Source organism: Sporosarcina sp. P34 (assembly GCF_002743375.1).
GTDB lineage: Bacteria > Bacillota > Bacilli > Bacillales_A > Planococcaceae > Sporosarcina.
The window spans coordinates 38402-63577 of record NZ_PDZC01000008.1 but is presented as its reverse complement, the minus strand read 5'-3'; the positions used below and the strand labels follow the sequence as shown (position 1 = coordinate 63577).

General features: G+C 40.8%; 24 protein-coding genes. 10 read left to right on the top strand and 14 right to left on the bottom strand.

Going from position 1 to position 25176, the window contains the following annotated elements:
* Positions 1-105: 105 nt before the first annotated feature.
* Positions 106-1695: a long-chain-fatty-acid--CoA ligase gene (locus CSV63_RS12165; protein WP_099696050.1), complete on the bottom strand. Its 1590-nt coding sequence runs from the start codon at positions 1693-1695 to the stop codon at positions 106-108.
* Positions 1696-2025: 330 nt separating this feature from the next.
* Between CSV63_RS12165 and CSV63_RS12160 the strand changes: the two genes are divergently transcribed.
* Together CSV63_RS12160 and CSV63_RS12155 are read left to right on the top strand one after the other, a co-directional pair.
* The gene (locus CSV63_RS12160) at positions 2026-2466 is read left to right on the top strand and encodes a cell wall hydrolase (RefSeq protein ID WP_099696049.1); all 441 of its coding nucleotides are present in this window, start codon (positions 2026-2028) and stop codon (positions 2464-2466) included.
* Between the two features lie 169 nt (positions 2467-2635).
* Positions 2636-5221 (top strand): CBS domain-containing protein, encoded by a 2586-nt coding sequence (locus tag CSV63_RS12155; protein WP_099696048.1) that lies wholly within the window; start codon positions 2636-2638, stop codon positions 5219-5221.
* A 75-nt stretch (positions 5222-5296) separates the two neighbouring features.
* Here the strand turns inward: CSV63_RS12155 and CSV63_RS12150 are convergent, their stop codons facing one another.
* From CSV63_RS12150 to CSV63_RS12130, 3 genes are all read right to left on the bottom strand, one after another.
* Positions 5297-6694 carry a thermonuclease family protein gene (locus CSV63_RS12150; RefSeq protein WP_099696047.1) on the bottom strand — a complete coding sequence of 466 codons (1398 nt, stop codon included), beginning with the start codon at positions 6692-6694 and terminating at the stop codon, positions 5297-5299.
* Between the two features lie 163 nt (positions 6695-6857).
* On the bottom strand, positions 6858-8192 hold the full coding sequence (locus CSV63_RS16660) for a hypothetical protein (RefSeq protein ID WP_199203657.1): 1335 nt from the start codon (positions 8190-8192) through the stop codon (positions 6858-6860).
* Positions 8193-8326: 134 nt separating this feature from the next.
* Positions 8327-9247 (bottom strand): HNH endonuclease, encoded by a 921-nt coding sequence (locus tag CSV63_RS12130; protein WP_099696046.1) that lies wholly within the window; start codon positions 9245-9247, stop codon positions 8327-8329.
* Positions 9248-9658: 411 nt separating this feature from the next.
* Here CSV63_RS12130 and CSV63_RS12125 point away from each other — a divergent pair, with 411 nt between their 5' ends.
* From CSV63_RS12125 to CSV63_RS12100, 6 genes are all read left to right on the top strand, one after another.
* Positions 9659-10102 carry a LytTR family DNA-binding domain-containing protein gene (locus tag CSV63_RS12125; RefSeq protein WP_199203656.1) on the top strand — a complete coding sequence of 148 codons (444 nt, stop codon included), beginning with the start codon at positions 9659-9661 and terminating at the stop codon, positions 10100-10102.
* 10 nt (positions 10103-10112) lie between these two features.
* Entirely contained in the window at positions 10113-10535 is a 423-nt protein-coding gene (locus CSV63_RS12120) for a DUF3021 family protein (protein ID WP_099696045.1), read from the top strand.
* Positions 10519-11439: an ABC transporter ATP-binding protein gene (locus tag CSV63_RS12115; RefSeq protein ID WP_099696044.1), complete on the top strand. Its 921-nt coding sequence runs from the start codon at positions 10519-10521 to the stop codon at positions 11437-11439. Before CSV63_RS12120 ends, CSV63_RS12115 begins: the two co-directional genes overlap by 17 nt.
* Positions 11433-12287: an ABC transporter permease gene (locus CSV63_RS12110; protein ID WP_099696043.1), complete on the top strand. Its 855-nt coding sequence runs from the start codon at positions 11433-11435 to the stop codon at positions 12285-12287. Before CSV63_RS12115 ends, CSV63_RS12110 begins: the two co-directional genes overlap by 7 nt.
* Positions 12288-12385: 98 nt before the next feature.
* Complete coding sequence (locus CSV63_RS12105; protein WP_099696042.1) at positions 12386-12934, top strand: hypothetical protein; 549 nt, start codon at positions 12386-12388, stop codon at positions 12932-12934.
* Between the two features lie 401 nt (positions 12935-13335).
* Positions 13336-13863 (top strand): GNAT family N-acetyltransferase, encoded by a 528-nt coding sequence (locus CSV63_RS12100; protein WP_099696041.1) that lies wholly within the window; start codon positions 13336-13338, stop codon positions 13861-13863.
* 592 nt (positions 13864-14455) lie between these two features.
* Here CSV63_RS12100 and gloA read toward each other — a convergent pair.
* The 5 genes from gloA to CSV63_RS12075 form a co-directional block, all read right to left on the bottom strand.
* On the bottom strand, positions 14456-14836 hold the full coding sequence (gene gloA / locus CSV63_RS12095; protein ID WP_085131504.1) for a lactoylglutathione lyase: 381 nt from the start codon (positions 14834-14836) through the stop codon (positions 14456-14458).
* An 88-nt stretch (positions 14837-14924) separates the two neighbouring features.
* Positions 14925-15626 (bottom strand): hydroxyacylglutathione hydrolase, encoded by a 702-nt coding sequence (gene gloB, locus CSV63_RS12090; protein WP_099696040.1) that lies wholly within the window; start codon positions 15624-15626, stop codon positions 14925-14927.
* 158 nt (positions 15627-15784) lie between these two features.
* The gene (locus CSV63_RS12085) at positions 15785-16270 is read right to left on the bottom strand and encodes a nucleoside deaminase (RefSeq protein WP_099696039.1); all 486 of its coding nucleotides are present in this window, start codon (positions 16268-16270) and stop codon (positions 15785-15787) included.
* Between the two features lie 131 nt (positions 16271-16401).
* Positions 16402-17553 carry a thiolase family protein gene (locus CSV63_RS12080; RefSeq protein ID WP_099696038.1) on the bottom strand — a complete coding sequence of 384 codons (1152 nt, stop codon included), beginning with the start codon at positions 17551-17553 and terminating at the stop codon, positions 16402-16404.
* 67 nt (positions 17554-17620) lie between these two features.
* Entirely contained in the window at positions 17621-17869 is a 249-nt protein-coding gene (locus CSV63_RS12075; protein ID WP_369823850.1) for an SDR family NAD(P)-dependent oxidoreductase, read from the bottom strand.
* A gap of 337 nt (positions 17870-18206) precedes the next feature.
* On the opposite strand from CSV63_RS12075, the gene CSV63_RS12070 reads away from it, so the two are divergent.
* Positions 18207-18773 carry a methyltransferase family protein gene (locus CSV63_RS12070; protein ID WP_233192076.1) on the top strand — a complete coding sequence of 189 codons (567 nt, stop codon included), beginning with the start codon at positions 18207-18209 and terminating at the stop codon, positions 18771-18773.
* Positions 18774-18800: 27 nt separating this feature from the next.
* Complete coding sequence (locus tag CSV63_RS16655; RefSeq protein ID WP_199203655.1) at positions 18801-18968, top strand: hypothetical protein; 168 nt, start codon at positions 18801-18803, stop codon at positions 18966-18968.
* Positions 18969-19164: 196 nt separating this feature from the next.
* On the opposite strand, the gene CSV63_RS12065 is transcribed toward CSV63_RS16655, so the two are convergent.
* The 5 genes from CSV63_RS12065 to CSV63_RS12045 form a co-directional block, all read right to left on the bottom strand.
* Complete coding sequence (locus tag CSV63_RS12065; RefSeq protein ID WP_099696035.1) at positions 19165-20832, bottom strand: SLC13 family permease; 1668 nt, start codon at positions 20830-20832, stop codon at positions 19165-19167.
* Positions 20833-21001: 169 nt separating this feature from the next.
* Entirely contained in the window at positions 21002-21718 is a 717-nt protein-coding gene (locus CSV63_RS12060) for a response regulator (protein WP_099696034.1), read from the bottom strand.
* Complete coding sequence (gene dcuS / locus CSV63_RS12055; protein ID WP_099696033.1) at positions 21715-23316, bottom strand: DcuS/MalK family sensor histidine kinase; 1602 nt, start codon at positions 23314-23316, stop codon at positions 21715-21717. Before dcuS ends, CSV63_RS12060 begins: the two co-directional genes overlap by 4 nt.
* 138 nt (positions 23317-23454) lie before the next feature.
* Positions 23455-24096, bottom strand: a complete 642-nt coding sequence (locus CSV63_RS12050) for a metal-dependent hydrolase (protein ID WP_099696032.1) — start codon at positions 24094-24096, stop codon at positions 23455-23457.
* A gap of 306 nt (positions 24097-24402) precedes the next feature.
* Positions 24403-25068, bottom strand: a complete 666-nt coding sequence (locus tag CSV63_RS12045) for a hypothetical protein (RefSeq protein WP_099696031.1) — start codon at positions 25066-25068, stop codon at positions 24403-24405.
* Positions 25069-25176 lie beyond the last annotated feature (108 nt).

Genomic DNA, 25176 nt, shown 5'->3' with positions numbered 1-25176 from the left:
GATTCTCTTTGTTGTTCAGAATCCAATGTGACTTTTCATGTTCTTCATCATAAAAAGCACTCCTTCGCTCGTAGTAGAACGAAAGAATGCCGCCACTTGGTTCATTCACTTTCCGACCTTTTCCCCTAGCCTATCTCGGTAATCATCTCGGATCTGTACTTTCAAGATCTTTCCTGACGCTGTTTTTGGAAGCTCCTCCACAAATGTCACACCTGTCACCGCTTTAAAATGTGCTAGCCTTGATCTCGTGAAGTCAATAATATCTTGCGCGGTCGCTTTGGAACCACGTCGCAATACGATATAAGCATGTGGTGTCTCTCCCCACTTCTCATGCGGCACAGCAATGACCGCAGCGTCTAAAACAGCAGGATGATCATAGAGCACCCCTTCAATTTCTATGGAAGAAATATTTTCACCGCCACTAATCACAATGTCTTTCTTTCGGTCCACGATATTGACGTAGCCGTGTTCATCCATCGTCCCCATATCCCCCGTCATCATATAGCCGTCACGCAACACTTCATCAGTCGCCTCTTTATTCTTCCAATACCCTTTCATGACTCCATGACTACGGACCGCAATTTCACCTACTTGCTGACCGTCTGCCACCACATCTTCTCCGTAGTCATCAAGTAAACGAACATCCACACCGATCATCGAATAACCCGCTTTTGCTTTTAACTGAAGCTGCTCCTCACCCGACAACTGTTGAACCGTTGAGAGAATCGTAGAAAACAAACTTAACGGAGATGTTTCCGTCATGCCGTACACTTGAATGAACTCCCATCCAAGTTCTTTTTCGACCCGTGAGATGAACGACGGTGGCGGAGCAGAGCCTGCAACAATCACTCGAATCTTATGAGTGAACGTCGGCTTATGTTCTTCGCAATACTGGAAGATTAAATTCAATACAGCCGGTGCCATATGCAAGATTGTCACGTGGTGTTTTTCAATCGCTTCGATAATAGTCTGTGGTGATGTTTTACGTAAGCATACTTGAGAAGCGCCGTTCGCTGTATAATAAAATGGTGACCCCCAGCCGTTCACATGGAACATCGGTAGTACGTGAAGGAGAACATCATGATCGGTCACACGCAAATGATGCATTGCACTCATGGCATGCAAATAATTATTCCGATGCGTTAGCATAACGCCTTTTGGATTACCTGTCGTGCCACTCGTATAAAGTAAACTACACACATCCTCTTCTTGCACATCCGCGCGGTCAAAAGATGCCGTAGAGAATGATTCGAGCCACATATCATAATCTACTGTTTGCGAATCATCAGTTTTATGGTGAATAATAATCTTCTCTACCGTATTGAGCGAGTGCTCAATCGGTTTGATGAGATGATATAAATCCTGGTCTACAAATAATAACTTCGACTCACTATGATTTAAGATGAATACATAATCCTCAGGCTTCAATCGTGTATTCAACGGCACCATGACGCCGCCTACTTGATAGAGTCCATAAAATCCTTCCAACATTTCAATAGAATTGCCACATAAATACGCCACGTGATGTCCTTTTTCAATACCCACGTCACGTAACCCGCGTGATAACTGATTCACTCGACCGTTTAACTGTGCATATGTAAAAGAGCGTCCTTCTTCCCCAAAAATCGCTTCCTTACTTCCATATAACGTAACCGCACGATCTAGAAATTGCGTCAAAACCAATGGAACATTCATCTGCATCCCTCCTCATTCTGTTCTATCACAATTGTATAGTAAACGTTTCCACTTTACTATATTTTCTAATAATTCAAAACAAAGGCTTGGTGGAAATAGATTTCTTCCTTCGCCTTGACGTTTATTTTAAAGAATGAACTGTTCTATATATAATATAAATCCGTATTCTCGACTATCCCGACTAGTAAGCTTCACCCTACTACCCAAGATGATAGAACTATCTTCAGCTCATCAATAAACATGTTTTTTCTTCAAAGCATTTCTCTCGATTTTTCTCCAAATGTAACATCATTTCCACTTGTTCTCATACACTATAATGAGGTGAAAACTATGGCGAGAGTCAAATACCGAGATTCAGATGTCGCATTAATGGCTAGAATGATGAGAGCGGAAGCCGAAGCGGAAGGAAATCAAGGAATGCTCTATGTCGGAAATGTCATTGTCAATCGTGCAGTGGCCGACTGCTTGGATTTCAAAGATGTACGGTCCATAAACGATGTAATCTTCCAAATACAAGGCAATAATTATTCATTCGAAGCCGTACAAAAAGGGAACTTGTTTTATCAACGTGCAAGGGAATCTGAAAAGAAATTAGCTGAACAGACGTTAACTTACTGGCGAGACCATCCCGCTCATTATGCGCTATGGTACTTCAATCCATATGCACCCTGCCCACCCACTTGGTACGGGCAACCGTTTACCGGGCAGTTCAAAAATCATTGTTTCTATGAACCCCAAGCCGGTACATGCGATAGTGTATATATGGGATAAAACAGGTACCAAATACTAGGCCCAATTGAACATTTTGGCCAATGATGATAAACTAGTCCCATAAACACAATCGAACGCAAAAAGTAACCACCTTCCACTGGGTCAGCGTAGAAGGTGGTTACTTTTCTATTTATAGTACTAAATCACTTTCAAACAGGAGGTACTACTCGTGCAAATTATTACATCACACGTCAATACAGACTTCGACGCACTCGCTTCGATGATTGCAGCAAAAAAATTGTATCCCGACGCACAGCTCATTATTTCCGATAAGCTCGAAAGCCGCGTTCAACGTTTTCTAAACATGTACCGTGATGTCTTCGACTTTGTGCCGAGCGCCCGGGTGGACTGGGAACAAGTAACAGAAATGATTATCGTCGATGTCGCATCTTTATCTAGAATAGGCAAACTTCCTGACGATTTTGATGCATCGAAACGGAAAATCATCGTCTACGACCATCATCAAAAAGGTGAAAACGACGTGCCGTATGATGAAGGCAACGTGGAATTAACTGGCGCTGCAGTCACTCTACTTATTGAAGAAATACGCAAACAAAATATAGCCATTTCTAGTTTTGAAGCGTCATTATTCGGACTTGGCTTGTATACAGATACAGGAAAATTTACATATGCAAACACAACCGTTCGGGACATGAAGGCAGCTGCCTATTTACTCGAGCAAGGAATGAGCCTCGAAATGGTCAGTAGTTTTGCAGAAGAAACGTTAACATCCGAACAGCAAGATTTATTGGATCAGCTACTTACACATACAGAAATTCATGAAGTGGATGGTCTGGAGATTGCCGTAAGCACACATGACTTGGATAGTTTCGTCAACGGCCTGGCCTTAATTACAACAAAGGTATTAGGCGTTAAAGGAACGGATGCAGTCATTACGGTCGTTAAAATGAAAAACACCGTGTGCGTCGTGGGCCGTGCGAATTCAGAACGAATTACGTTACTACCTATTCTAAAAAAGCTTGGAGGCGGCGGACACCAACACGCAGGTTCGGCTACAGTGAAAAAAGGAAATAAAGAGGCGATTCTCGAAGATATCCAGAGCAGCATGGAGACGATACTACGCCCAGCAGTTACCGCAAAAGAGTTGATGACTTCTCCCGTTAAAATATTAACTCCCGATACGACAATTGAAGAAGCTGGCCGTCGTATGTATCGCTACGGACACTCTGGCTACCCTGTCGTTGAAAATGGAAAACTCGTCGGTCTCATTACTAGACGTGATCTCGATAAAGCGAATCACCATGGACTTGGTCATGCACCTGTCAAAGCGTATATGACAACTAAACTCTACACAATCGGACCGGATGCTTCACTCGAAGAAATTCAGGAACTCGTCATTGCACACAACATCGGTCGGTTGCCTGTCATCGAGAATGGAGAAATCGTCGGCATTGTGACGCGTTCTAATATTATTCAAGTGCTGTACAGTGATATGACGGCAGATAAAAAAGCAACAAATACTCTCTCTTCTACTGAGATTATTGAAAAAATGAAAAAACAATTATCTGAAGAAGCGTTACAGCAGTTGAAAGACATTGGAGAAACAGCCAGTCACATCGACATGCCTGTTTATTTAATCGGTGGGATTGTACGGGATATTTTATTGGACAAGCCAAATTATGACATCGATATTGTGGCGGAAGGTAATGGAATTGAATTGGCCAACAGATTGATGGAAACATATGGTGGCGACGTCATGGAACATGAAAGCTTCGGCACGGCAACATGGAATACACCATCGGGTTTATCGATCGATATCGTGTCGTCTCGACTTGAATATTACGAACAGCCTGCTGCTTTACCCGAGATCGAGACATCCGTTCTTGGCGATGATTTGCAGCGACGTGATTTTACAATCAATGCCATGGCCATTCGGTTAAACGCTGAATCATTCGGTGAATTGATTGATCCATTTGGCGGACAGAACGATCTACGCGAGAAGAAAATCAAAATCCTTCATAATATGAGTTTTGTCGAAGACCCTACCCGCATTTTTCGAGCGGTTCGATTTGAACAACGTTTCGGATTTTCGATGGACGAACAGACAGAACAACTGGCACTTGAGTCGATCGACAAAGTAATTCACTTATCATCCCAACGCATTAACGAAGAGATGATTCGTTTATTTACGGAAGGCAAGCCGCAAGAAGTCATTCGACGCCTGTTCGAACTGAATGTTTGGCAACAATTCGGTGTAAACGAAAAACAGTTGGATGCATCCGTCGCTACCGCTGAAAGATTAGAACAACTTTACAACGAACAAGTACGAAAGATTTCCAATTTGAAGATCAGTGAAAAACCTAGTTGGTTTAATTACTTTTTACTACCATTCTATTGTAATGATAGTTTGTATGCTGCAGAGAAATTCACGTTGCGGAAAAACAGAAAAAAGTTGTTGGAAGAAATCAACGCATTGCAGCAGCATGATCAATGGAATGCAGCGGAACAATCTAGAGACTACCACTTGTTCCTTCACGATTTTTCTGACGAAGCGATCCTGTTTATCCTAGTGGCAGACGAAGTAGCGCATCCAGAATCCGTCATTGAGTATTTGTACAAACGAAACCAACTTCAAAACCTTTTGTCGGGTGGCGATTTAATGAAAGCCGGACTCAAGCCTGGACCTGCATTCGCGAGGATTTTGCTCCTTCTGGAAGTAAGTCAACTAAATGGAGATATTGCCTCCAAGGATGATGCGTTGAAGTGGTTAGAGGAGTATTTGTGTAAGAATTAAATCAAAAACACCCGAAACTTCAACTGAAGTATCGGGTGCTTTGTTTTCTCTAGTAAAATTCTAAATATAGATCGTTCAATCTTTTTTGCTTTTAAATATTTCCAGAAACAAGACGATACACGTCGCTAAAACCGCAGACAAATTAGTTGTTTCTCTGTCTAGACTTTCTCTCGTACTTGTTTTAAGTGGTACTTCTTCGACTTGGCACTCTTTATCCTCTCGTTCCATTGTATCCTTTTCGTCTTGCTTACTCGTTTCCTCAACGATATTTTTACTTTTGATAAATTTATCGTAAATAAGGTTGATCACTATACTAAAGAAGAGCAGTTGTAATAAAAAACCAATAAACATTTCTAACACCACTATAAAGCGTATATTTCCATTAGGAATTACATCACCGTACGATCCGCCAAAGAACGTAGTGCCACTTAAATATAGATAATCACCTAAATCATTGAGGTAATCTGTCCTGCCATTTACGGAAATATAATCTCCTATAACTTCTTTTTCGTCAGTGTATATTTTTCCCGAAAAGAAATCCTTTTGAGAGATATGAACTATGCGTGGATTATCAAATACAGCATAGACAAATGTAAAATAAGAAATAACCACTAGGACTGATCCTACTATGAGGGCACTTAACTTCTTGATATTCAATATTTCTATGTGTTTCAATATGAATTTAGATAGAATATAAAAAATAACTAGTATGATAATTAAACAGATTCCCAAATATATCTTAGCAGCTATTTGATATTGAATCGCTACTATGATCACTGGCAAAGGAATAAATAATAAGGAAATGAATCCATAGAACAGTCCTGACCAACTTGGAATATTTGATAACTGTTTTATAGTAAATAGCAAGTACATCACGTTAACTATAATAATTATCGCTAATACTTTATATATTCCTTTCCCTATAATAACTTCCGAATTGCTTACCGAATTGCTTTGATAACGGATGCCCCAAATACCTGATTTGTTATCTTTAGCCGTCTTTTCAGCATGTAAAAAACGCATTTTATATTCTGGTTTAATCAGGTCGGCCATATTAGCTAAACCTTCCGCAACAATTAACTCATTTATAGTTAGATCATCATCAGCTGAAAAAGATATGAGATAGTCGTCCTTTTCAACTTCCTTCAAATAAATAGTTTTGTTTAATAGAATCTTTTCAATTTCATTTATAGCATTCTGCTGATCAAAAGTTACTATATCATCCACATACAGTACTGCATCTTTTATTTTTTTAGATTGTATTTTTAGTGGAGCCTTTTCAAAATTCCCTTTAAACTCTTCGTACTCTTCAAACATACTAGTAGAGATGCCATAAAGGTGAATTCGATACGTGTCATTGACTTCTATAGTATAAGGATCGATAATCTTCGTCACAGTATTCTCTTCGGCGAATGACACATCAGGAAATAAAATTATAAATAAAACGACTATACATAGCTTGAATATCTTCACTTATACACTCCTCATGTTTTTTATACGGAGAGGCTTACAGTTTGATTTTTATGTACAGATATCTTTTACAAATTACAAACACCCCAAACTCTACCTGAAATTTGGGGTGTTGAACTGATTACAACCTTCACTTATAAAATTCTATCAATGTTACACAAGGATTTTATTTCGAATCCGCCCTAAACCCCGATTTATCATAACCGTATTTATCATAACCACGTCTATCGTAGCCGAGTTTGTTATAGCCTCTTCGGTCATAGCGGTCCGCATCATAACCCGACTTATCATACCCCTGATCATCTCGGTCCGTTCCATTTCGATGGAGTCCTTGAGGAGTGAAGCCCATGCAGTCGAATCCTTTTGTATCATATTTCGTACCATTGGCATGTTTGCCATCCCGATTAAAACCATATCGATCATAGCCGAATCGGTTGTAGCCTTCTTTATTAAAACCGTTCTTATCATAACCTTGTAGATTAAAACCTTTTTTATCATAGCCTTGTCGATTTCGACCATTCTTCCCGAAACCTTCTCGATCGACGCCTGCTTTATTGAAGCCATCACGATTATAGCCTTCACGATCTATACCATGTTTATTGAAACCTTGCGCATCATAACCTTCCGAATCATAGCCGAGCGAATTTAAGCCCGATGCATCGTATCCTGCCCGGTCAAAACCGTCACGATTATAACCATGCTGATCATACCCTTCTTCATCATACGTCTTTTCACTAATATGTGCGCCGTCGCGTGTAAAGCCTTCACGATTGTATCCTCTTTTATTGAAGCCTTGTGCATCAAAGCCTGCTTGATCAAAGCCATGATCATCAAACGGACTGTTATTTAAATGAACGCCTTGATAATCAAAGCCCTTGCCGTCATACATCGTACCGTTCATATGCTTGCGATCACGATTAAATCCTCTTTTGTCATAGCCGAATTTAGTATAGCCTTGGCGATTAAAACCGTTCTTATCGTAACCTAGCTTATTAAATCCATCCGTTCCATAGCCTTGCGCACTGACACCGTACTTATTGAAACCGTACTTGTCATACCCTTGCTTATTGAAACCCGCACGGTTGAAGCCATGGACGTCATACCCGTCTCGGTTATAGCCATTCTTGTGAAAGCCCTGTCGATTGAAACCATCCACTTTATAGCCTTCTTTGTCATAACCTTGGACATTATAACCGCTTTTATTATAGCCGTCTGCGTCATAACCATAACGATCATAACCCGATCGATCAAAGCCCGCTTTATTATAGCCCGTTGCCCTAAATCCTTCTTTGTCATACCCTTGATTATTATAGCCGTTTTTGTCAAAGCCCTGTGCATCAAAGCCATACTTATCAAAACCACTGGCATTAAATCCTTGTTCATTAAACCCATGACGATCATAACCAAACTTATTAAAGCCGCGTCTGTCAAAACCTTCACTATTATAAATCGTCGTATCACGTTCTATGTTTTTACCCCTTAACGGATCCCCATAATTCATGTCGTACCTCCGCACAATATGTTATCGAATTCACTCTCTCTATGCATCATACTACAAAAAGAGGGTAAACTCACCAAGTTTTGCAAGGCGGTCGGTGAAGTAGAGTGATGTAACCGGAACTAGAGCGGGCAGATCTATTCCTGAAACATATGCTTCTTATGCCATTTCAAATACGGCTTGTTCTTCTCCGTTCGGTTCACTCTCATCTTATTATGCAATCCATACTTCGCGTACTCCTCTTCAGGAATGCTAGATGAAATATGAATCTTGCCTGTTCCGTCAAACGCAATGAAGCCGTTTTGATAGAGCGCATCATGATTGCGACAAAAAAGGATGCCGTTGTTCGGATCGATGCGCTCGTTATTCGTGCAATCTTTCCATGGTTTAGCATAGCTAGCTTGCAATAATTCCGGTAGCTCGATATCGCATAGAGCGCACTGATCATTCCATAGCTGCAGAAGCTCATGGCGAAATCGCTGATGTCCCATCCGCACTTTCGTTTTCGTTTCCGATTCGGTTTCAGCCAGTACCGGAATGAGAAAATCATGCTCCGTCTTCTGAACGGTACCCATGACGAACTCCAGTTGCTCTTCATCGATTTCGTAAATATTTAAATCCGCTATTAACTCGACCAATTTGATAGTCAGTTCTTCATTGCACGGATAAAGATAACCTTGATTGCCATTGCCGTTCTCTTGAAATGTAGAATATTTAATTGGCAATAGCGGTAGAAGTTCATGAAAACAATCCGCAATCGTCAATGGGTTATCGAGTTCGTGATACTCCACTTCCACTAAGTACCCTTTGGCGTCTTCACTGTCCGGCAAGGGAATCGCAGACGGCTTTCGCTCCTCGCGGTAACTGGTCTTCGCTACACTTATGGCGACCATATCCCCTTTTACATAATGAAAAATACGATCTCCTTCACGCACTTCTTTCATCCGTTCCCAAAAATGATGAACATTGCCTATACTGTCTTGCTGCAATGACCAAAGCACACCTAACTCTTTCTCTTCATCGTATGTACGTCCTTGCATAACGATATAACTTTGCATCGTGCTTCACTCCTTTGCGAACTGATGTATTGCTTCTCTCTTAATTATAACGAAATGGACTACCTTTCAACAGCCGATTGATTAACTGCATAGCGTTACCTTTCTATTTCAGTTAAAACAGTGACTAGAGAAATACAAAATTCTTAGACATTTACGCTAGATAAAACTCTTTGCTTAGTTCATTACTTTAAGAAGGTCTCCCACTCCTTACGAATATGAAGGACCAACACAGTATAATGCGGTTATTTCCGTCAGCTACAGTGTTACGAAATGCCCAATTATTCACCATTCATTTGAACCGCAACAGCTCTTCATGCAACTAAGCCCCCTCTATATGCAGGTCACTGTAAAAGCTATTGTTCGATTTTCATGAGCGTGATACGATTCAGCCATGAAGACTAACTAGAGGTGATGACCATCCGGCTGAAAATTGAAGAATCCAATGAATTTCAGGAGATTGAAATCACTATTAAATGTCCTGAAGTGGATGAACGCTTATCCCGGCTTATCCAGCAGATCAATCAAATGATGTATAGCTTTACCGTTACAAAAGATGGCGCTGTGTATTCGATACAATCCAGTGATGTTCTATATATCGAGACAGTGGACAATGCATCCTTTTTATACACACAAGAAGACGTCTATGAAAGCGAACTGAAGCTTTATGAATTTGAGAATCAATTGAAAAACACGCGATTTCTACGAGTCAGCAAACATATGATGGTCAATACATCCAAAATAGAAAGTGTGCGTGCGTTATTGAATGGACGATTTGAAGCAACCTTGGAAAACGGTGAAGTGGTCATCGTGAATCGACATTACGCAAAAATATTTCGAAAGCATTTCCTAGGATGAGGTGATCCAGTTGAAAAATCTTTTACTCTATATAAGCGGGGCTTGCTTCGCATTTACATTTAGCACGATCGTCTACTCTTTATTTCGGTTACTTGGGATCTTCCCGCCACTGACAGAAAAGATGACTCTTTCCATACTACTCATTTCCATCGTCATTACGGTTCTCATTTGGCTATCGCATCTATTGCCACTAGAGAATCCAATGTGGGGGTATGCAGTAGAAGCTAGCTGTGTCATGACAGTGATGATCGTAGCCGGTGCATTTTTCAACTTATATCCTTTCGGGTTATATAACGTAGTGATGGCTGTACTGGTGGGGCTTATTGCGTATGGATCTGTTATTTCACTGATTTATTTACACAATAAAGCAGACGAGATGAAAATAAATCATATGATCTTGCAGAGGAGGAAACGGGATGCAGACGATCATTGAAGTGGAGAATGTAAGTAAATCTTTCGGTCACGTGAAAGCAGTTGACGAGTTGAATTTTTACGTGACAAAAGGAAGTCTGTTTTCATTTCTCGGAACGAACGGTGCCGGTAAATCAACCGTGATTTCTATTATTTTAACCTTGCTCCAACCGGACAGCGGCTCCGTAACGGTCAACGGATTTACAGTTGGCAAAGAGAATGAATTCATTCGAAAAGAGATCGGAGTCGTATTCCAAGAAAGCTTGTTAGATCCGCTATTGTCTGTGCAAGAGAACTTGGCCATTCGTGCACAATTATATGGAATGGCGAAGCAAGAAATACTATCGGCCATACAGCGATGCGCTGAAATTGTAGATATTCATTCCATCTTGAAACGACGATACGGCAAATTATCTGGTGGCCAGAAGCGAAGAGTCGATATCGCACGTGCCCTTCTCCATCAACCCAAGATTTTACTGCTTGATGAACCGACAACAGGACTCGATCCACAAAGTCGTCAGCAAATTTGGAAAATGATTGGACACTTACAAAAGGAACATGGCATGACCGTTTTTCTGACGACACATTATATAGAAGAGGCTGCGAATTCGGATTTCGTTTTAGTGATAAAAGAAGGACGAATTATTGCCAAAGGCACTCCAATAGATTTAAAACAGCAATACTCTGCGGATCGCTTATTTATTACGACAACCGATCACACTGCACTGCGCATGCATTTTCTACATGATCATGTGCTGTTTCAAGAAGAAACTGGCGGATACACGATCGATTTACCGAATACGCTAGCAGCTATTCCAATACTACATAAATACCAATCGCTTATTTCGTCTTTTGAAGTACGAAAATCTAGCTTGGATGATGTCTTCATCCGTATTCATGATCGAGAGGGTGGTAGACTATGCTAGTTTTCGCCAAAAGAAATTTACTACTCTATTTTCGAGATAAGTCTGCAGTATTCTTCTCATTGCTAGCTGTGTTCATCTTGATTGCACTTTATGTATTCTTTCTTGGTGATTTGATCGCGGATGGAGTGCCGGACTTTCCAGCGAAGCATTGGCTCTTGCTGTCTTGGATTATCGCGGGTGTCGTCACGGTTACGAGTGTAACGACCACATTAGGCGCATTCAGTGTGATGGTAAACGACCAAGCAACCAATGCCTATAAAGATTTCCGAGTCACGCCAATGAAACAATCCGTATTACTCGGTGGCTATATTATTAGCTCACTCTCCATAGGATTCCTGATGTGCATTATGACTCTTCTTGTAGCGATTGCTATGCTTTTTGCCACTGGGGAGCCGGTACTCTCATTTACACAAATCATTCAATCAGTAGGCGTCATATTTCTAGCCGTTTTGACTGCTGGTTCCATGATCTCTCTACTCGTCATTTTCTTTAAGACCTCCAATGCGTTCGCCGCGGCTAGCACAGTAATTGGTACATTGATCGGTTTCCTTACAGGCATCTATATTCCAATCGGTACTTTACCTGCCTACTTACAAAATATGATACACATTTTCCCCATCTCCCATATCGCTGCTTTGCTTCGCCAAATTCTCATGGACGCTCCTATGGCTGAAGCATTCGCTCAAGCACCCGTTGAAGTGAAAGAAAGCTTTCAGTTGAACATGGGAGTAGTTTTCAAAGTAAATGGTTGGCAAGTCTCTCCTTTAGTCAGTGTCATGTATCTACTACTAATCACTATCATTTTCTTTATACTTTCAGCTAGTGTAATGAAGTATAGTAGAAGATAGGTATTCAAACATTAAATGGTACCAGGTCCCCAAACAACTCGGAATGTTTATGCTATGATACGCATAACCAATACCACTCTAGTAAAAGAGGTGAGTGAATGGATTTCATTGCTTGGACGATTATTGCATGTGAAATAGGTTTTTGGGTCGTTATTCTTGTGGGTCTCATTACACGATATGTATGTAACAAAAAACGACTCGGTTTATTTTTTCTAGCGTTAACACCAGTCATCGATTTACTATTGCTAGTGGTCACGGCGACTGATCTTTATAACGGCGCTGTTGCTACACAAGTTCATGCCATTGCGGCGATTTATCTCGGAGTATCGATCGCATTCGGAAAAAGCATGATTCGCTGGGCGGATGAACGTTTTCTTTACTACGTCAAGAAGCAAGGTACAAAACCTGCGAAGAAAACAGGATATGCGCATGCACGCCATTCCGTGAAAGGTGCGTTGCAACATGTACTAGCATTTATCATCGGTGGCGGATTCTTGGTTGCAATGATTTACCTAATTGGAGATGCCAATAAAACGGAAGCACTCTCTCAAATGCTGAAGTTATGGGCGCTCATTGTAGGCCTTGATATGGTGATCTCACTTTCATACTTTATTTGGCCGCGGGCTGAAAAAAGTTCATCGGCTTAGGTAACGTGCTGTTCACATGGAGATATGGGTTCGGTACATGGAAAGAAGCTTTTAAATGTGTGGCAAATGGGGACGCGATTCGTAAAGGAATCGGTGTCCTCTATTTTTATTGTTGTATCGCCTTATAATAGATAGTCAAATTAATAACAGCGGATAAATTTATCTGCGCTGCTAATTACGTTCTTAATATGCTTGCTAATTGATGAGTGGAATGGTTTCCTAGAACACCGTTTTGAGACAATTGAAAACGTCAAAGTAGAAAAGGGATTTTATGCTAAAATGGATCATAAGAGGTTGGCTTATTAAGCAAGCGGGTCATTTTGTTGAATAACTTGTTGTAGTAATAATTAAATTTGAAGTGAATTTTCCTATATAAGAAACTAAATAAAGGGAGTGATTAAATGTTTCCTATACTAGAAACAGATAGGCTGATATTAAGAGAATTAACAAATGAAGACGCAGAAGGCATTTTTGCTTGTTTTTCTAACGAAGACGTAACACGATTTTACGGACAAGAAACGTTAAAAAGTGTAGAAGAAGCAGAAAAATTCGTAGATTTATTCTCAAAAAACTATAGTGAAAAAAGAGGCATACGATGGGGAATAGAGCGAAAAGAAACCAAAGGTATAATTGGAACAATTGGCTTTAATGCTTGGTTGCCAAAACATAAACGAGCTGAAATTGGTTACGAAATTCACCCGCAACAATGGAGAAAGGGATATACCTCAGAAGCAGTTTCTGAAGTTCTTTCCTATGGCTTTGATGTTATGGGTTTAACTCGTATAGGTGCAGTCGTATTTATTGAGAATGAAGCCTCGAATAAATTATTAGGTAAAGTAGGCTTTCAAAAAGAAGGAGTTTTAAGAAGTTATATGTATCAAGATGGAAAAGCATATGATACAAACGTTTATTCCCTCCTCAGAGAATAGTATTCCACAATCGGGCGCATGACTTGAAGATCATTGAGCTGCTAAGTCAGCTCCTTTTCTAATTAAACTAAAGGGACAGAATAGTAGTTAAAAAAGATTAGGATTTTGCCTATGGATAAATATATGTAGTAAAATAGGAGTTTTATGGCGAACCATATATTTATTGCAACAAAAAGTGGATTAGTATTCAAATAAATGAGTTATTGAGGTTTAGAAGATGAAAAATAATAGAAAAAACGACACGGCATTTTTAAAGATGTCCTAATTGAGCTTAGGAATTCAATCTTGTTTGAAGTGGCTTGGAACGTCCTCATGTTTATCCCACGAATGATGATTCGCGTAATAAAGAACATTTGGTAAAGTAGTTAATCGAAATGTTGAATCGAAAGAATTTAGAAGAGTGCTGCACAATCTTCATCTGGAAAATGTAAGTCTTTCTCCTGACGTTCAGGTAAAAGTCTTAGTATTCATAAATACAAAGACCCCAACATGTATGATAGAACCAACATAAAAGCCTACACCTCGTTTCTCTATTTTGTAAGTAGAGTCTGGAGGGTTAGGCTTTTTACAATTATTTTGTATTTAGAACGTTTTAGTGCTTACGCTTAACTTCGATTCTATAGCCATCAGGGTCAGTTACAAAGAAGTAAGAAGGCGTTCCACCTGCAAGTCCTTTCAAATCACCTGTTTCATAAGAAGAAGCTTTACAAATTTCATGCATTTTCTCTAAGTCATCTACTGTTACGCCTAAATGACTAAACCCATTTCCTATCACATATGGTTCTGCATCATAATTATACGTAAGTTCTATTTGTACGGAAGAACCTGGTGAATTTAAGTAGATTAAATCAAATTTATGCTCAGGGAATTCTCTGCGACTGGCTACTTCAAAATCAAAAAGCTCCGTATAAAAATCTAAAGTAGCATCAATGTCTCTAACACGTAAACAAATTTCAACAAGCACTTGGTTCATTACTATCATCCTCCATCATTTTATTGACCTTATCTTATCATAGATACTTTATCAGTACAGTTTATACGATTGAATAACGTTAATTGTTCTAGAAATCATCACGAGCGTTACGCAATTCAATAAAGTCCTCCAAAGTTTCCGCTTGTAGAAAGAGGTTAATCTCCTTCTCCTTGCCGATCGTTGACGGGAGCGTTGGCTGACCTTTCGCACGCAATTCCTGGACTTCTTCCAATGATTTAGAGATTTTTTTATTATCGGGATGCATTTCGGATGCAAAACGTAAATTAGTTTCTGTATACTCGTGACCGGGATAAACATGTATATCATCATCCAAGCGCTTAAACTTCAGCAAAGCCTTGTATTGAGCTTCGTAATCACCGGTAAACACCCGACCGCATCCTGCTGAAAACAAGGCATCTCCGCAAAAGAGATTATTTCCCATTAAAAAACTGATATGGCCATGCGTATGACCACCTGATTCGTAGACTTGGACAGTTTGATTTAATAAGTTAAAGGAGTCCCCTTCTTTTACAACACGATTCACCAAGTCTTTCGTTTCTTCCGGTCCATAAACTACACTTTCCGGATGACTCGCTAGAATCTCCCGTACCCCGCCAGTATGATCTTCATGCATATGAGTTAAAAGAATGGCCGCCAAACGAAGCTGCTTTTCTTCCAGGTAATCAAGGACATCTTTCGCTTCTCCTGGATCCACCACAACTGCCTCTGTTTCTTCTTGAATGCACCATATATAATTATCAGAAAAGGCTTTGATTGGATGAATAATCACTTTATGATTCCTCCCCTTTTTATATAGTTACTTTGCGGTTTGGAGAATTTTTCCCCTTCCACCAACCAAATTAACTTGATCCTGTAATTTTGAAATAAGTTTTATTAATCATTATGCGAAGAGAGCCAAAACAAACGGCTCTCCTCACCAACTATGCTTCAGTTATTTTTCTCATAGTACTGCCGTTGCAACTCCCGCACTTGCTCCGCGTACTCGTCTACCGGCCCAACTACTTCGATAGCAGGCACCATTTCCTGAATCGGATAACTGTTCACAGGAGCAGGCGTCGTGACACCCATATCTTTCTTCCACTGCGTTAACTGTTTCGATGAACTAGCATACACAATTCGTCCCAAACCGACTAACCCGTGGGCTGATGCACACATCGGGCAATGTTCACCTGACGTAAACACTGTCGCTTTCGCTCTGTCATCTGCGTCCAAATGGTCTGCAGCCCAGCGCGCTAAAGCGAATTCAGGATGTTGCGTCGGATCACCACCACTTGTACGATTATGATCTTCAGCTAACACTTCACCATTTGCTGAAACCAATACCGAACCAAATGGCTGATCTCCTTTATGTAGCGCAATTTCTGCTAATTCGACAGACCGTTGTAAATGCTTCATTTCACTTTCTTGTAACATGAATGAATCCCTCCTTATTCTTCACTTCCCTTTATAGCACTTCTTTTAACATACTTACATCGTTCTGTTTACACAGAATGTCCTGGCAATGAAATCTCTCCTTTTTACGTATCTTCATTCATAATCAGCAATTAATCCAATCGTTCCAAAATCGTCGCGTTCGCCATGCCGTGACCTTCACACATCGTCTGCAGTCCGTAACGCCCACCGGTTCTCTCCAACTCGCTCATCATCGTACTCATCAAGCGTCCGCCACTTGCTCCGAGCGGATGACCAAGAGCAATTGCCCCGCCGTTAGGATTTAACTTCTTCGGATCTGCACCTGTTTCTTTCAACCAGGCAATCGTCACAACCGAAAAGGCTTCATTGACTTCAAAAATATCTATATCATCAAGGGTTAGTCCTGCTTTCTCCAACGCTTTTTGTGTCGCCGGTATGGGCCCTGTCAACATGAGAGTCGGATCGGAACCAACCACTACGCGGGTAAGCACTTTAAACCGTGGCTTCAAACCAAGTTCTTCAGCCTTTTCACGTGACATTAACAAAATGGCATTTGCCCCGTCACTGATTTGACTGGAGTTTCCAGCCGTCACATCCCCATTTTCCCTAAAAGGAGTTTTCAACAAACTCAACTTTTCCATCGTAGTATCTTCCCTCGGTCCTTCATCATCTTTCACTATCATGTTCGTACCGTCAGGAAGTGTTACCTCAATCGGCATGATTTCTTTTTCAAATCTACCTTCCTTTCTAGCAGTAACCGCCTTCACATTGCTTTCTAGCGAGTAGCGATCCATTTCTTCCCTTGATATTTCCCAGTGATCTGCAATTCTTTCCGCCGATTCACCTTGATGGACCATTTCATACTTCGATGTGATTTCTTCACTGAACTTTACGTCTAGTCGATTGCTCCCCATCGGCACCCGCGACATGCTCTCGACGCCTCCTGCAACGACAACGTCCATATCTCCGCTAATAATAGCCTGCGCTGCAAAATGCACGGCTTGCTGGCTAGATCCACATTGTCTATCCAAGGTCGTTCCCGGTACTTCGATCGGATATCCCGCCTGCAAAGCTGCGACTCTCGCAATGTCAAAAGATTGTTCCCCTACTTGCGATACGCATCCTAATATGACATCCTCTACTAGCCTCGCATCAATTCCCGCTCGTTTGATAACTTCCGCCAGCGGCTTGGCTGCTAAATCTTCCGCTCGAATCGTACTCAATACACCATTCCGTTTTCCTACCGGTGTTCTGACCCATTCCACAATTACAGCTTCTCTCATGTAAATCCCTCTCTTCAAAATTTATTTGTAATCCCTTACATATAATCAAATTAGTTATTTCCAGCCTTTATTTAGGCTGCATACGGACTGCTCCATCCAGACGTATGACTTCCCCGTTCAGCATCGTATTTTCGCAGATGCTTGTAACCAGTTTGACGAACGATGCAGAATCCCCGAGTTCATTTACCAATTTACTCCCACGGTCTTCCTGCAAATCCAAAATTGTTACCTGTCCTCCTGCCGCTATTATCTCTCTTGCCGTAGCTTCTCCAAGTCCTGAAGCGCCTCCTGTAATAACTGCTGACACTTGGTCCATTTTCATAATTACTTCGCTCCCTTTCTTATGCTAGTAATATATAGTCCTACAATAGGATTTTCAGTTCTCTTCTATTTAACTGTTTTACTATGTTCTCACTTTTTCATTCGCAAGCTTCGACTGTATACATACTATGAATTTTCTGACTTCGTATGTCAAGCAAGGTGTGGGTACCAGGTCCCGACACAATTCTGAATTGTTCTTAAGTTGTATGGGGACCTGGTACCCCGCTTGTGATAGAATGAGCTATAAGTAATGAAAGATACAGGAAATGTAAATGGTGGAATAAGACACGATTCATTTACGGAGTAGGTTAAAAAAAGAATAAAAGGAGGGCATGATGCAAGGATATATAGCTGTTACCACGATTACCCTATTAATCATATTGGTGATCACTCGGTCCATTCAATTAAAAAAATTCGGTATTAAGGTAGTTACATTTGGCAAAATAGATAAAAAAGATTTCATCATACCGCCCTTTGCATTGCTCTTATTCTACGTAATTATGTCAAACGTCTTCCATTTACCAAAACTAGGAACAAAGCTATTTACCAATGAATTCATCGGATGGATTGGTGTATTCTTATGCTTCGGAGGGCTTTTGCTATTCGTTTACAGTGTACTTTCATTTGGGGAAAGTTTTAGAGTAGGCATTGATGAAGAAAATCCGGGTTCGTTGATTACTACTGGCGCTTTTTCCATCAGTCGAAATCCAATATACACTGCTTTTGGAATGGTCTTATTGGGTGAGTTCCTCATTTATCCCAATTGGATCGTATTAGTGTATTTGATCGTAGGTTTTTGGTTGTTTAACCGACAAGTACGTCTCGAAGAACAATCGTTAGTAAAAATCTACGGAGAAGCGTATACAAAGTATTGCCAAAATGTTCGCCGATACCTATAACTAGTACCATGAAAAGGGGTCTGCAAAATGAATCAATTTCAAAAACGTACAGTATATATTTCAATTGTCGCACTTGCTTTCTTCTTAACATTATCCATACTGACGCAGCATTGGGGTTTCTTTTTGTGGAGTCTATTACCTGTTTTTATCGTATTGATGACTGCGTTTTCCCCTAAAAAACGACAAAAGAAGTAATGGGAAATAGTTGTGGGTACCAGGTCCCTACACTATTCTGAATTGTTCCTAAGTTGTGTGGGGACCTGGTACCCCATTAAATCTGTTGGTACCCACAGAAAAACCCACTAGTACTGGCTAGTGGGTTTTTCTGTATTTAGTTCCTGGCCACAACACAATCCTGAATTGTTCATGAATTGTGTGGGGACCTGGTACCTCACTTAAAATTCTCATAAAACTCTACCGGCACTACTTGCAAATCAATTCCCCAGAATAGAGGTAATAGGAAGTAGGCAGCCAATACAATCAGTATGAGTACAAACACATTAATGATAAACCCGACTCGTACCATTTCTCCCAAGCGGAGCTTATTCGTTCCGAAAATGATAGCGTTAGGAGGTGTGCCGACCGGTAACATGAAAGCACAGTTTGCAGCCATTGCAGCGGGTACCATCAAAGCAAATGGGTGAATATGCATAGAAAGTGCAAGCGCTGCCAATACAGGAAGAATCATAGTTGCTGTTGCCGTATTCGATGTGAACTCCGTCAATGCTAGAACGAGTAATGAAGAGGCAGCAATAATAGCGAACATATGGAATCCTTCCAAAGCGGTCAATTGCGAACCAATCCATTCAGAAAGTCCCGTTTCTCGAAAACCTGCTGCAATGGCAAGTCCTCCTCCAAATAATAGCAAAACTCCCCATGGAATTTCTTTTGAATCTTCCCATGCTAGAATGCGTTTGCCGATTTTCTTAGAAGTAGGAATAGCAAACAGCAATGCCGCTGCCACTACCGCAATCATGCCGTCTTTTAAACCAGGCAGAATGTTCATCCAAAGAAATTCACGCGTGATCCACATAAACGCTGCAAAAGCGAAGACTGCACTCACCGCTTTTTCCTCAAACGATGTTTTCCCTAATGCCTTTCGTTCTTCGGTGATCACTTCTTTTCCACCGGGAAGACCTTTAATATTCATCTTAAATGCAAAGCGCCCAAGATAAATCCACGTAGAAAACAATAGCACTATGACAATCGGTACTGCGACGAGCATCCAGCCCGCAAAAGAAATCTCGACATCAAATAATTCTTTAACTTGTGCCGCTAGAATAATGTTGGGCGGTGTCCCTATAAGCGTACCGAGTCCACCAATCGTTCCCGCATAACCAATTCCGAAAATAAGTGCCTTTTCAAACTTCGGCAATTCCTTTTCTTCCGGAGTGCCTTTTAACGCAGCAGCTACCTGGGCTGTAATCGCCAATCCCATAGGAATCATCATCATAACCGCAGCAGTATTTGAAACCCACATAGACAGGAATGCTGTAGCCGTCATGAAGCCGAGCAAAATACGTTGAGTCCCTGTACCGATGAAGGCGATAATGGCTAGTGCCAAGCGTTTATGCAAGTTCCATTTCTCCATTGCTGTAGCAATGAAAAACCCGCCTAAAAACAAGTAAATAATATCGTTGCCGTAGGAAGATGTGACCACGTCAGCTTCCATAGCCCCTGTCACCGGTAATAGAAAAATAGGAAGCAATGACGTGACCGGGATGGGAATCGCTTCTGTAATCCACCATGTCGCTACCCACAACGTCACAGCCAGTACCGATTTGGCTTCCGGATTCATCCCTTCAGGAGATAAAAAGAACATCATGATGATAAATAAAAGTGGACCTAGAATTAGACCTACCAATTGGACGGTAGAATAGGACGAACTTTTATCCGCTTTCTGATTAGGGGGTTGAGGTGAAATCTGTCCCTCCTCTGCAGTGACACGATGATTTGTTGCAGTTAGTTTTTTCTTATAAGAAAAGAAATTAAGTAAATCTTTTGCCTGGTCATGTGAACGCCATAATTTCTGCCAGGTATTTGATGCGATATCCTTCATTGTCATCCCTCCGAAAACGCTTTCTTATTTGTTTAACTATAAGAGGGACTATTCAGAAATTATATATTATGTAATCAAACAAATACTTTTGTAACTAAAATAAGCAACTCAAGCAGTTGCGAATTTCTGTCGCCAAACTGCCTGGAAGCTTATTCGTACAACCTGTATATTACTTATTTAGCAACGACTGAAGGATATCTACTTTTTCAGGCAACAGTTGGTAATTTGTTAACGGACGCCCTGTTGACTGATACACTATATCGCTATCGATTAGTTCACGGTCAACGAGATAATGTAAGTACTTTCGTGTGGATACACTTGACACTCCAACGTCTTCTGCAAGTTCTGCTGTGGAAAAAATAGTTCCTTGCCTTTCAATAATCCGTTCCGCAATACGTGTGAATGTCGTTTTCGTCAGACCTTTTGGCAATTCCAATGTGTTACTAGTTTTTCTATCCGCGGTATGAAGTAAATGATCAATCTCATCCTGGCTGATGTTTTCATGCTGATTCATCAAATGAAATTGCTTTTTAAATTGCAATAAAGCATTTTGAAAGCGTTCAAAAGTAAATGGCTTTATAAGGTAATCAACAGCCCCATATCGAAGCGCTTGTTGCACAGACTCTTTATCATTGGCAGCTGTAATGAGAATAACATCTAGCGAGTCGCCCTCTTTTCGAAGCTCCTTTAACAGATCAAGTCCGGTCGGTCCTTTCATATAGACATCGAGTAAAATGAGGTCTACTTTCGACAACACAAGAAATTTCCGGGCTTCTGCTACATTTTTTGCAAAACCGGCAACCGAGAAACCTGGAATACTCTCCAAGTATATTCCATTGAATTTCGCTACCATTGGATCATCTTCAATGATTAATACTTGAATCATAATGCTTCACCTTTGTATGGAACACTTACACTAAATTGTGTCCCTTTACCTTTCGTAGAAGATACAGACCAAATACCACCCAATTCATCCAATGCGATTTTAGCCAGGTACAGACCATAACCGCGGCCTTCACCTTTTGAAGACATCCCCTGTTCAAATACTTCTTCGATATTCTCTACCAGGATTCCAGGTCCATTATCGTATACGCTGAATTCTAATCGAGACTCTTCATAATTAAGTGTTACTTGTAATTCCCCATCGACACGCTCACTCACGGCATCACTAGCATTATCTAGTAAATTTCCTAGTATCGTGATGACCTTATCCATATGCTCAACCTTTTTTAAAGGAGGTAGCGGATGATCCCCATTTAACGTAATTTTTATCCCGGAGTCGCGTAATTCGCTTAACTTCCCCATTAAATAGCCCGCAATGACGGGATCTTTGACGAGTCTTGAAACGATGCCTGCCTCCGTTTGATAAGCATCTGAAATATAGGCGATATATTCTTTTAACTCATCATAAGATTTCGTGTGAACCATCGCCATGATAATATGCAGTTTATTCATAAACTCATGCGTCTGGTACCTCAGCGTTTCAGCGTATACTCTAGCCCCAGATAGCTGTTCCACTAGCGAGGTCAATTCGGATTTATCGCGAAATATAGCAAGTGCTCCGACTACATGATGGTTAGAAATGACAGGTACTTGGGTAACCACAACATCCAGTCCATTTAATTTAAACTCTTGGTCATACTGTGGTTTTTTATGTTCGAGCATCTGCTGAAGCGGTAGCGAAGGAACAAAGGACTGAATAAGCTTTCCAACAGGATTTCCTTCAATTCCTGCATTCCGAAAAAGTGTGATTGCCGCTTGATTCACTAAGACAATTTCCGCCTTGTCATTAATGGCAACAATACCATCGCTGACCGCTTCCAGCATTGACTCCCTCTCGCGAAGTTGTTGAGCGATTTCTCTCGGTTCAAGTCCAAATAAAGTACGCTTCACTTTTCTTGCCAATAAAACAGCACCAAATAAGCCAATCAGTAAACCAAAGCCAATCCCGATAAAGCTCGCATTCATACTGGCTAAAACACTAGTACGGACATTGTCCATCATAATACCAACAGCAACCACACCAATAATTTGACCTTCAGACGTGATCGGTACAAACGCTCTCATTGACTTCCCCAATGTTCCTGTAGCCATGGACGTGTACTGCTCTCCCTCAAATGCCTTGTCTTCGTCACCGCCTACAAAATATTGGCCGATGCGCTCAGTTACTGGATGGGATTGGCGGATACGTTCATTATTCATTACTACGATATATTCGACTTGCGTGTCGTTTTGTACAGATTTAGTGAATGCTTGGATATCTTCAATTGGTCCTTTTCCTGTCAAGCCATCAATCACCGGCTGTGCATGACTGATAGTAATGGCTATATTCATCGCCTTTTCCGATTGAGATTTCCTAGCTTGATCGGCTGCATTGCTACCAATTAAATAACCGGCTACTGAAAGAGAAACTAGTACTACCATACACACCAAAGCCGTCAACCATACTTGCATACTAACGGGTTTTTTATTTTGTCTTTTCATTTTTTCACCTATGTATGATTCAAATTACGTTCTACTATAGTAATCATATAGCAAAAAGAGAAGCGTGTGTAGCGCTTCTCTTAAGTAATCAATAAAACAATTCTAAATTGTTCTCGAATTGTGTGGGGACCTGTTACCTCAAAATTCCCGATTCCACAAAGGCAAAAACCATTTAACTCCGCGCCGATTAACAGGAAGAATTTTCATATCCGCCAGTAGATGGCTAATATAACCGGCAAGTCCTGCAGCAAGTAAGCCATCGATCGGCCACTGCGCATATAAATGCTTCAATATATACGCATAGAAAACAATACCGAGTATAGAATGCGTATAGGATCTATGCGGTAAGAACGAGGCAATGATTATATAGCCGCCAGCGAGTAAAATGCCTAGCGACTGGTCAAGGACAAAACCGAGAAGCATGACGAGTATGCCGGTAATGGTGAGCATTCGGCGCTGTGTAATGAGACGCGACACAATAAGCAACAGAAGTCCGATCCCTCCATACACATAAATTTCTTGACTCAGTCCTTCTGTAAATACTTGATAGATGAGAGTCAGCAAAATAACGATGCCAGCAGTCTCCATGAGCCATTTGCTTACTTTCTTACTAAGTGTGATACTGTTGCTCGCGAGCCCGTTCGTATCGAGATCCGGAACTACTCCGGATATTCCACCGACTGCCGCGCCTAGTAATGCAGTCTGAATATCGGGCTGCACTGCGTATCCCGCAATGGCGCCGACAGCTGTACCGATAACTAAATGTGAAGTGCCTTTCATATGTAAACCTCTCTAGCTGTATAGTGTACGGTCGAATTCAGAACGTATATTCGTTCCGTCTTTTCAAGTATAACGATTACTAGCTGAAATGGGAAATATTCCGTAACAGCAGACATAAAGTAGCGCTTGGTACCTGAGTTATGTGATAGCAAGTCTCCCAATGTAAAAAAAAGACAGGAGCCATACTAAATGGAGGTGGAAATTAAAAAGGCACCCCGTCCTGACACAACTTCAGCTCCATTCAGAACTGTCGATGATGAGTGTGAGGATGAGGTACCTTCATTTGTTTTTCTGTCGCGTTCTAGACTACAGACTCGGAATGGTGTGAACCAAACTCCAAGAATCCGTATCCATTAATTCATCCATTTTCAATTCAACCTCTCCGCCTAAATAAAGCGTCTCGCCTTGTATAGCGATAACCATTGCCTGTAGAGGTGGAAAACTGTCGTTACATTGGTATATATCACCTATTTTAGGTATATGCGCTTCAGGTGTCTGGATTTCCAACTGTCGGTTTCCTTGCTCCGTTATATAATTGGCATCTGGAATTTCCATATCAATAATATTTGCACCCTCTTGCAGCCCGGGGATCATCACCCAATACTCATTATGTTTAATTCCATTGGATTTATTGCTGATGACGCCGTTTCGTTCAATGGAAGACACCATTTCAATCGCGTGTAGATAGTGATGATCTAATGAATCCGGCTGTGGATTGATGATTAAAATATAATCGCCTACTTTAGCCTTCTCATCTTTATGCAATGTATAGCGTTTATGATTCACTATAAAACTGTCCATATGTTTTGGTTTATACAAATTAATTTCTCTAGCAGTTGCCAGCTGTTTTTCAAAATCTTCTAATCGGACTAAGTGAACCGACTGCTTAAAAAAAGCTTTCACTGAGTAGACTTGATGCAGCTTGTTTTGGTAATAAACAAATTGGCCTTTTCTAACATTTAAAAGATTCAATGGAATTCACACCTTATTAAGTATTTTCTGACGGCAACTATCTCTTCCTGCAGAATATAAACACATCATAACAACAATTATAGGTTTACGATATTAAATCGTTTCATT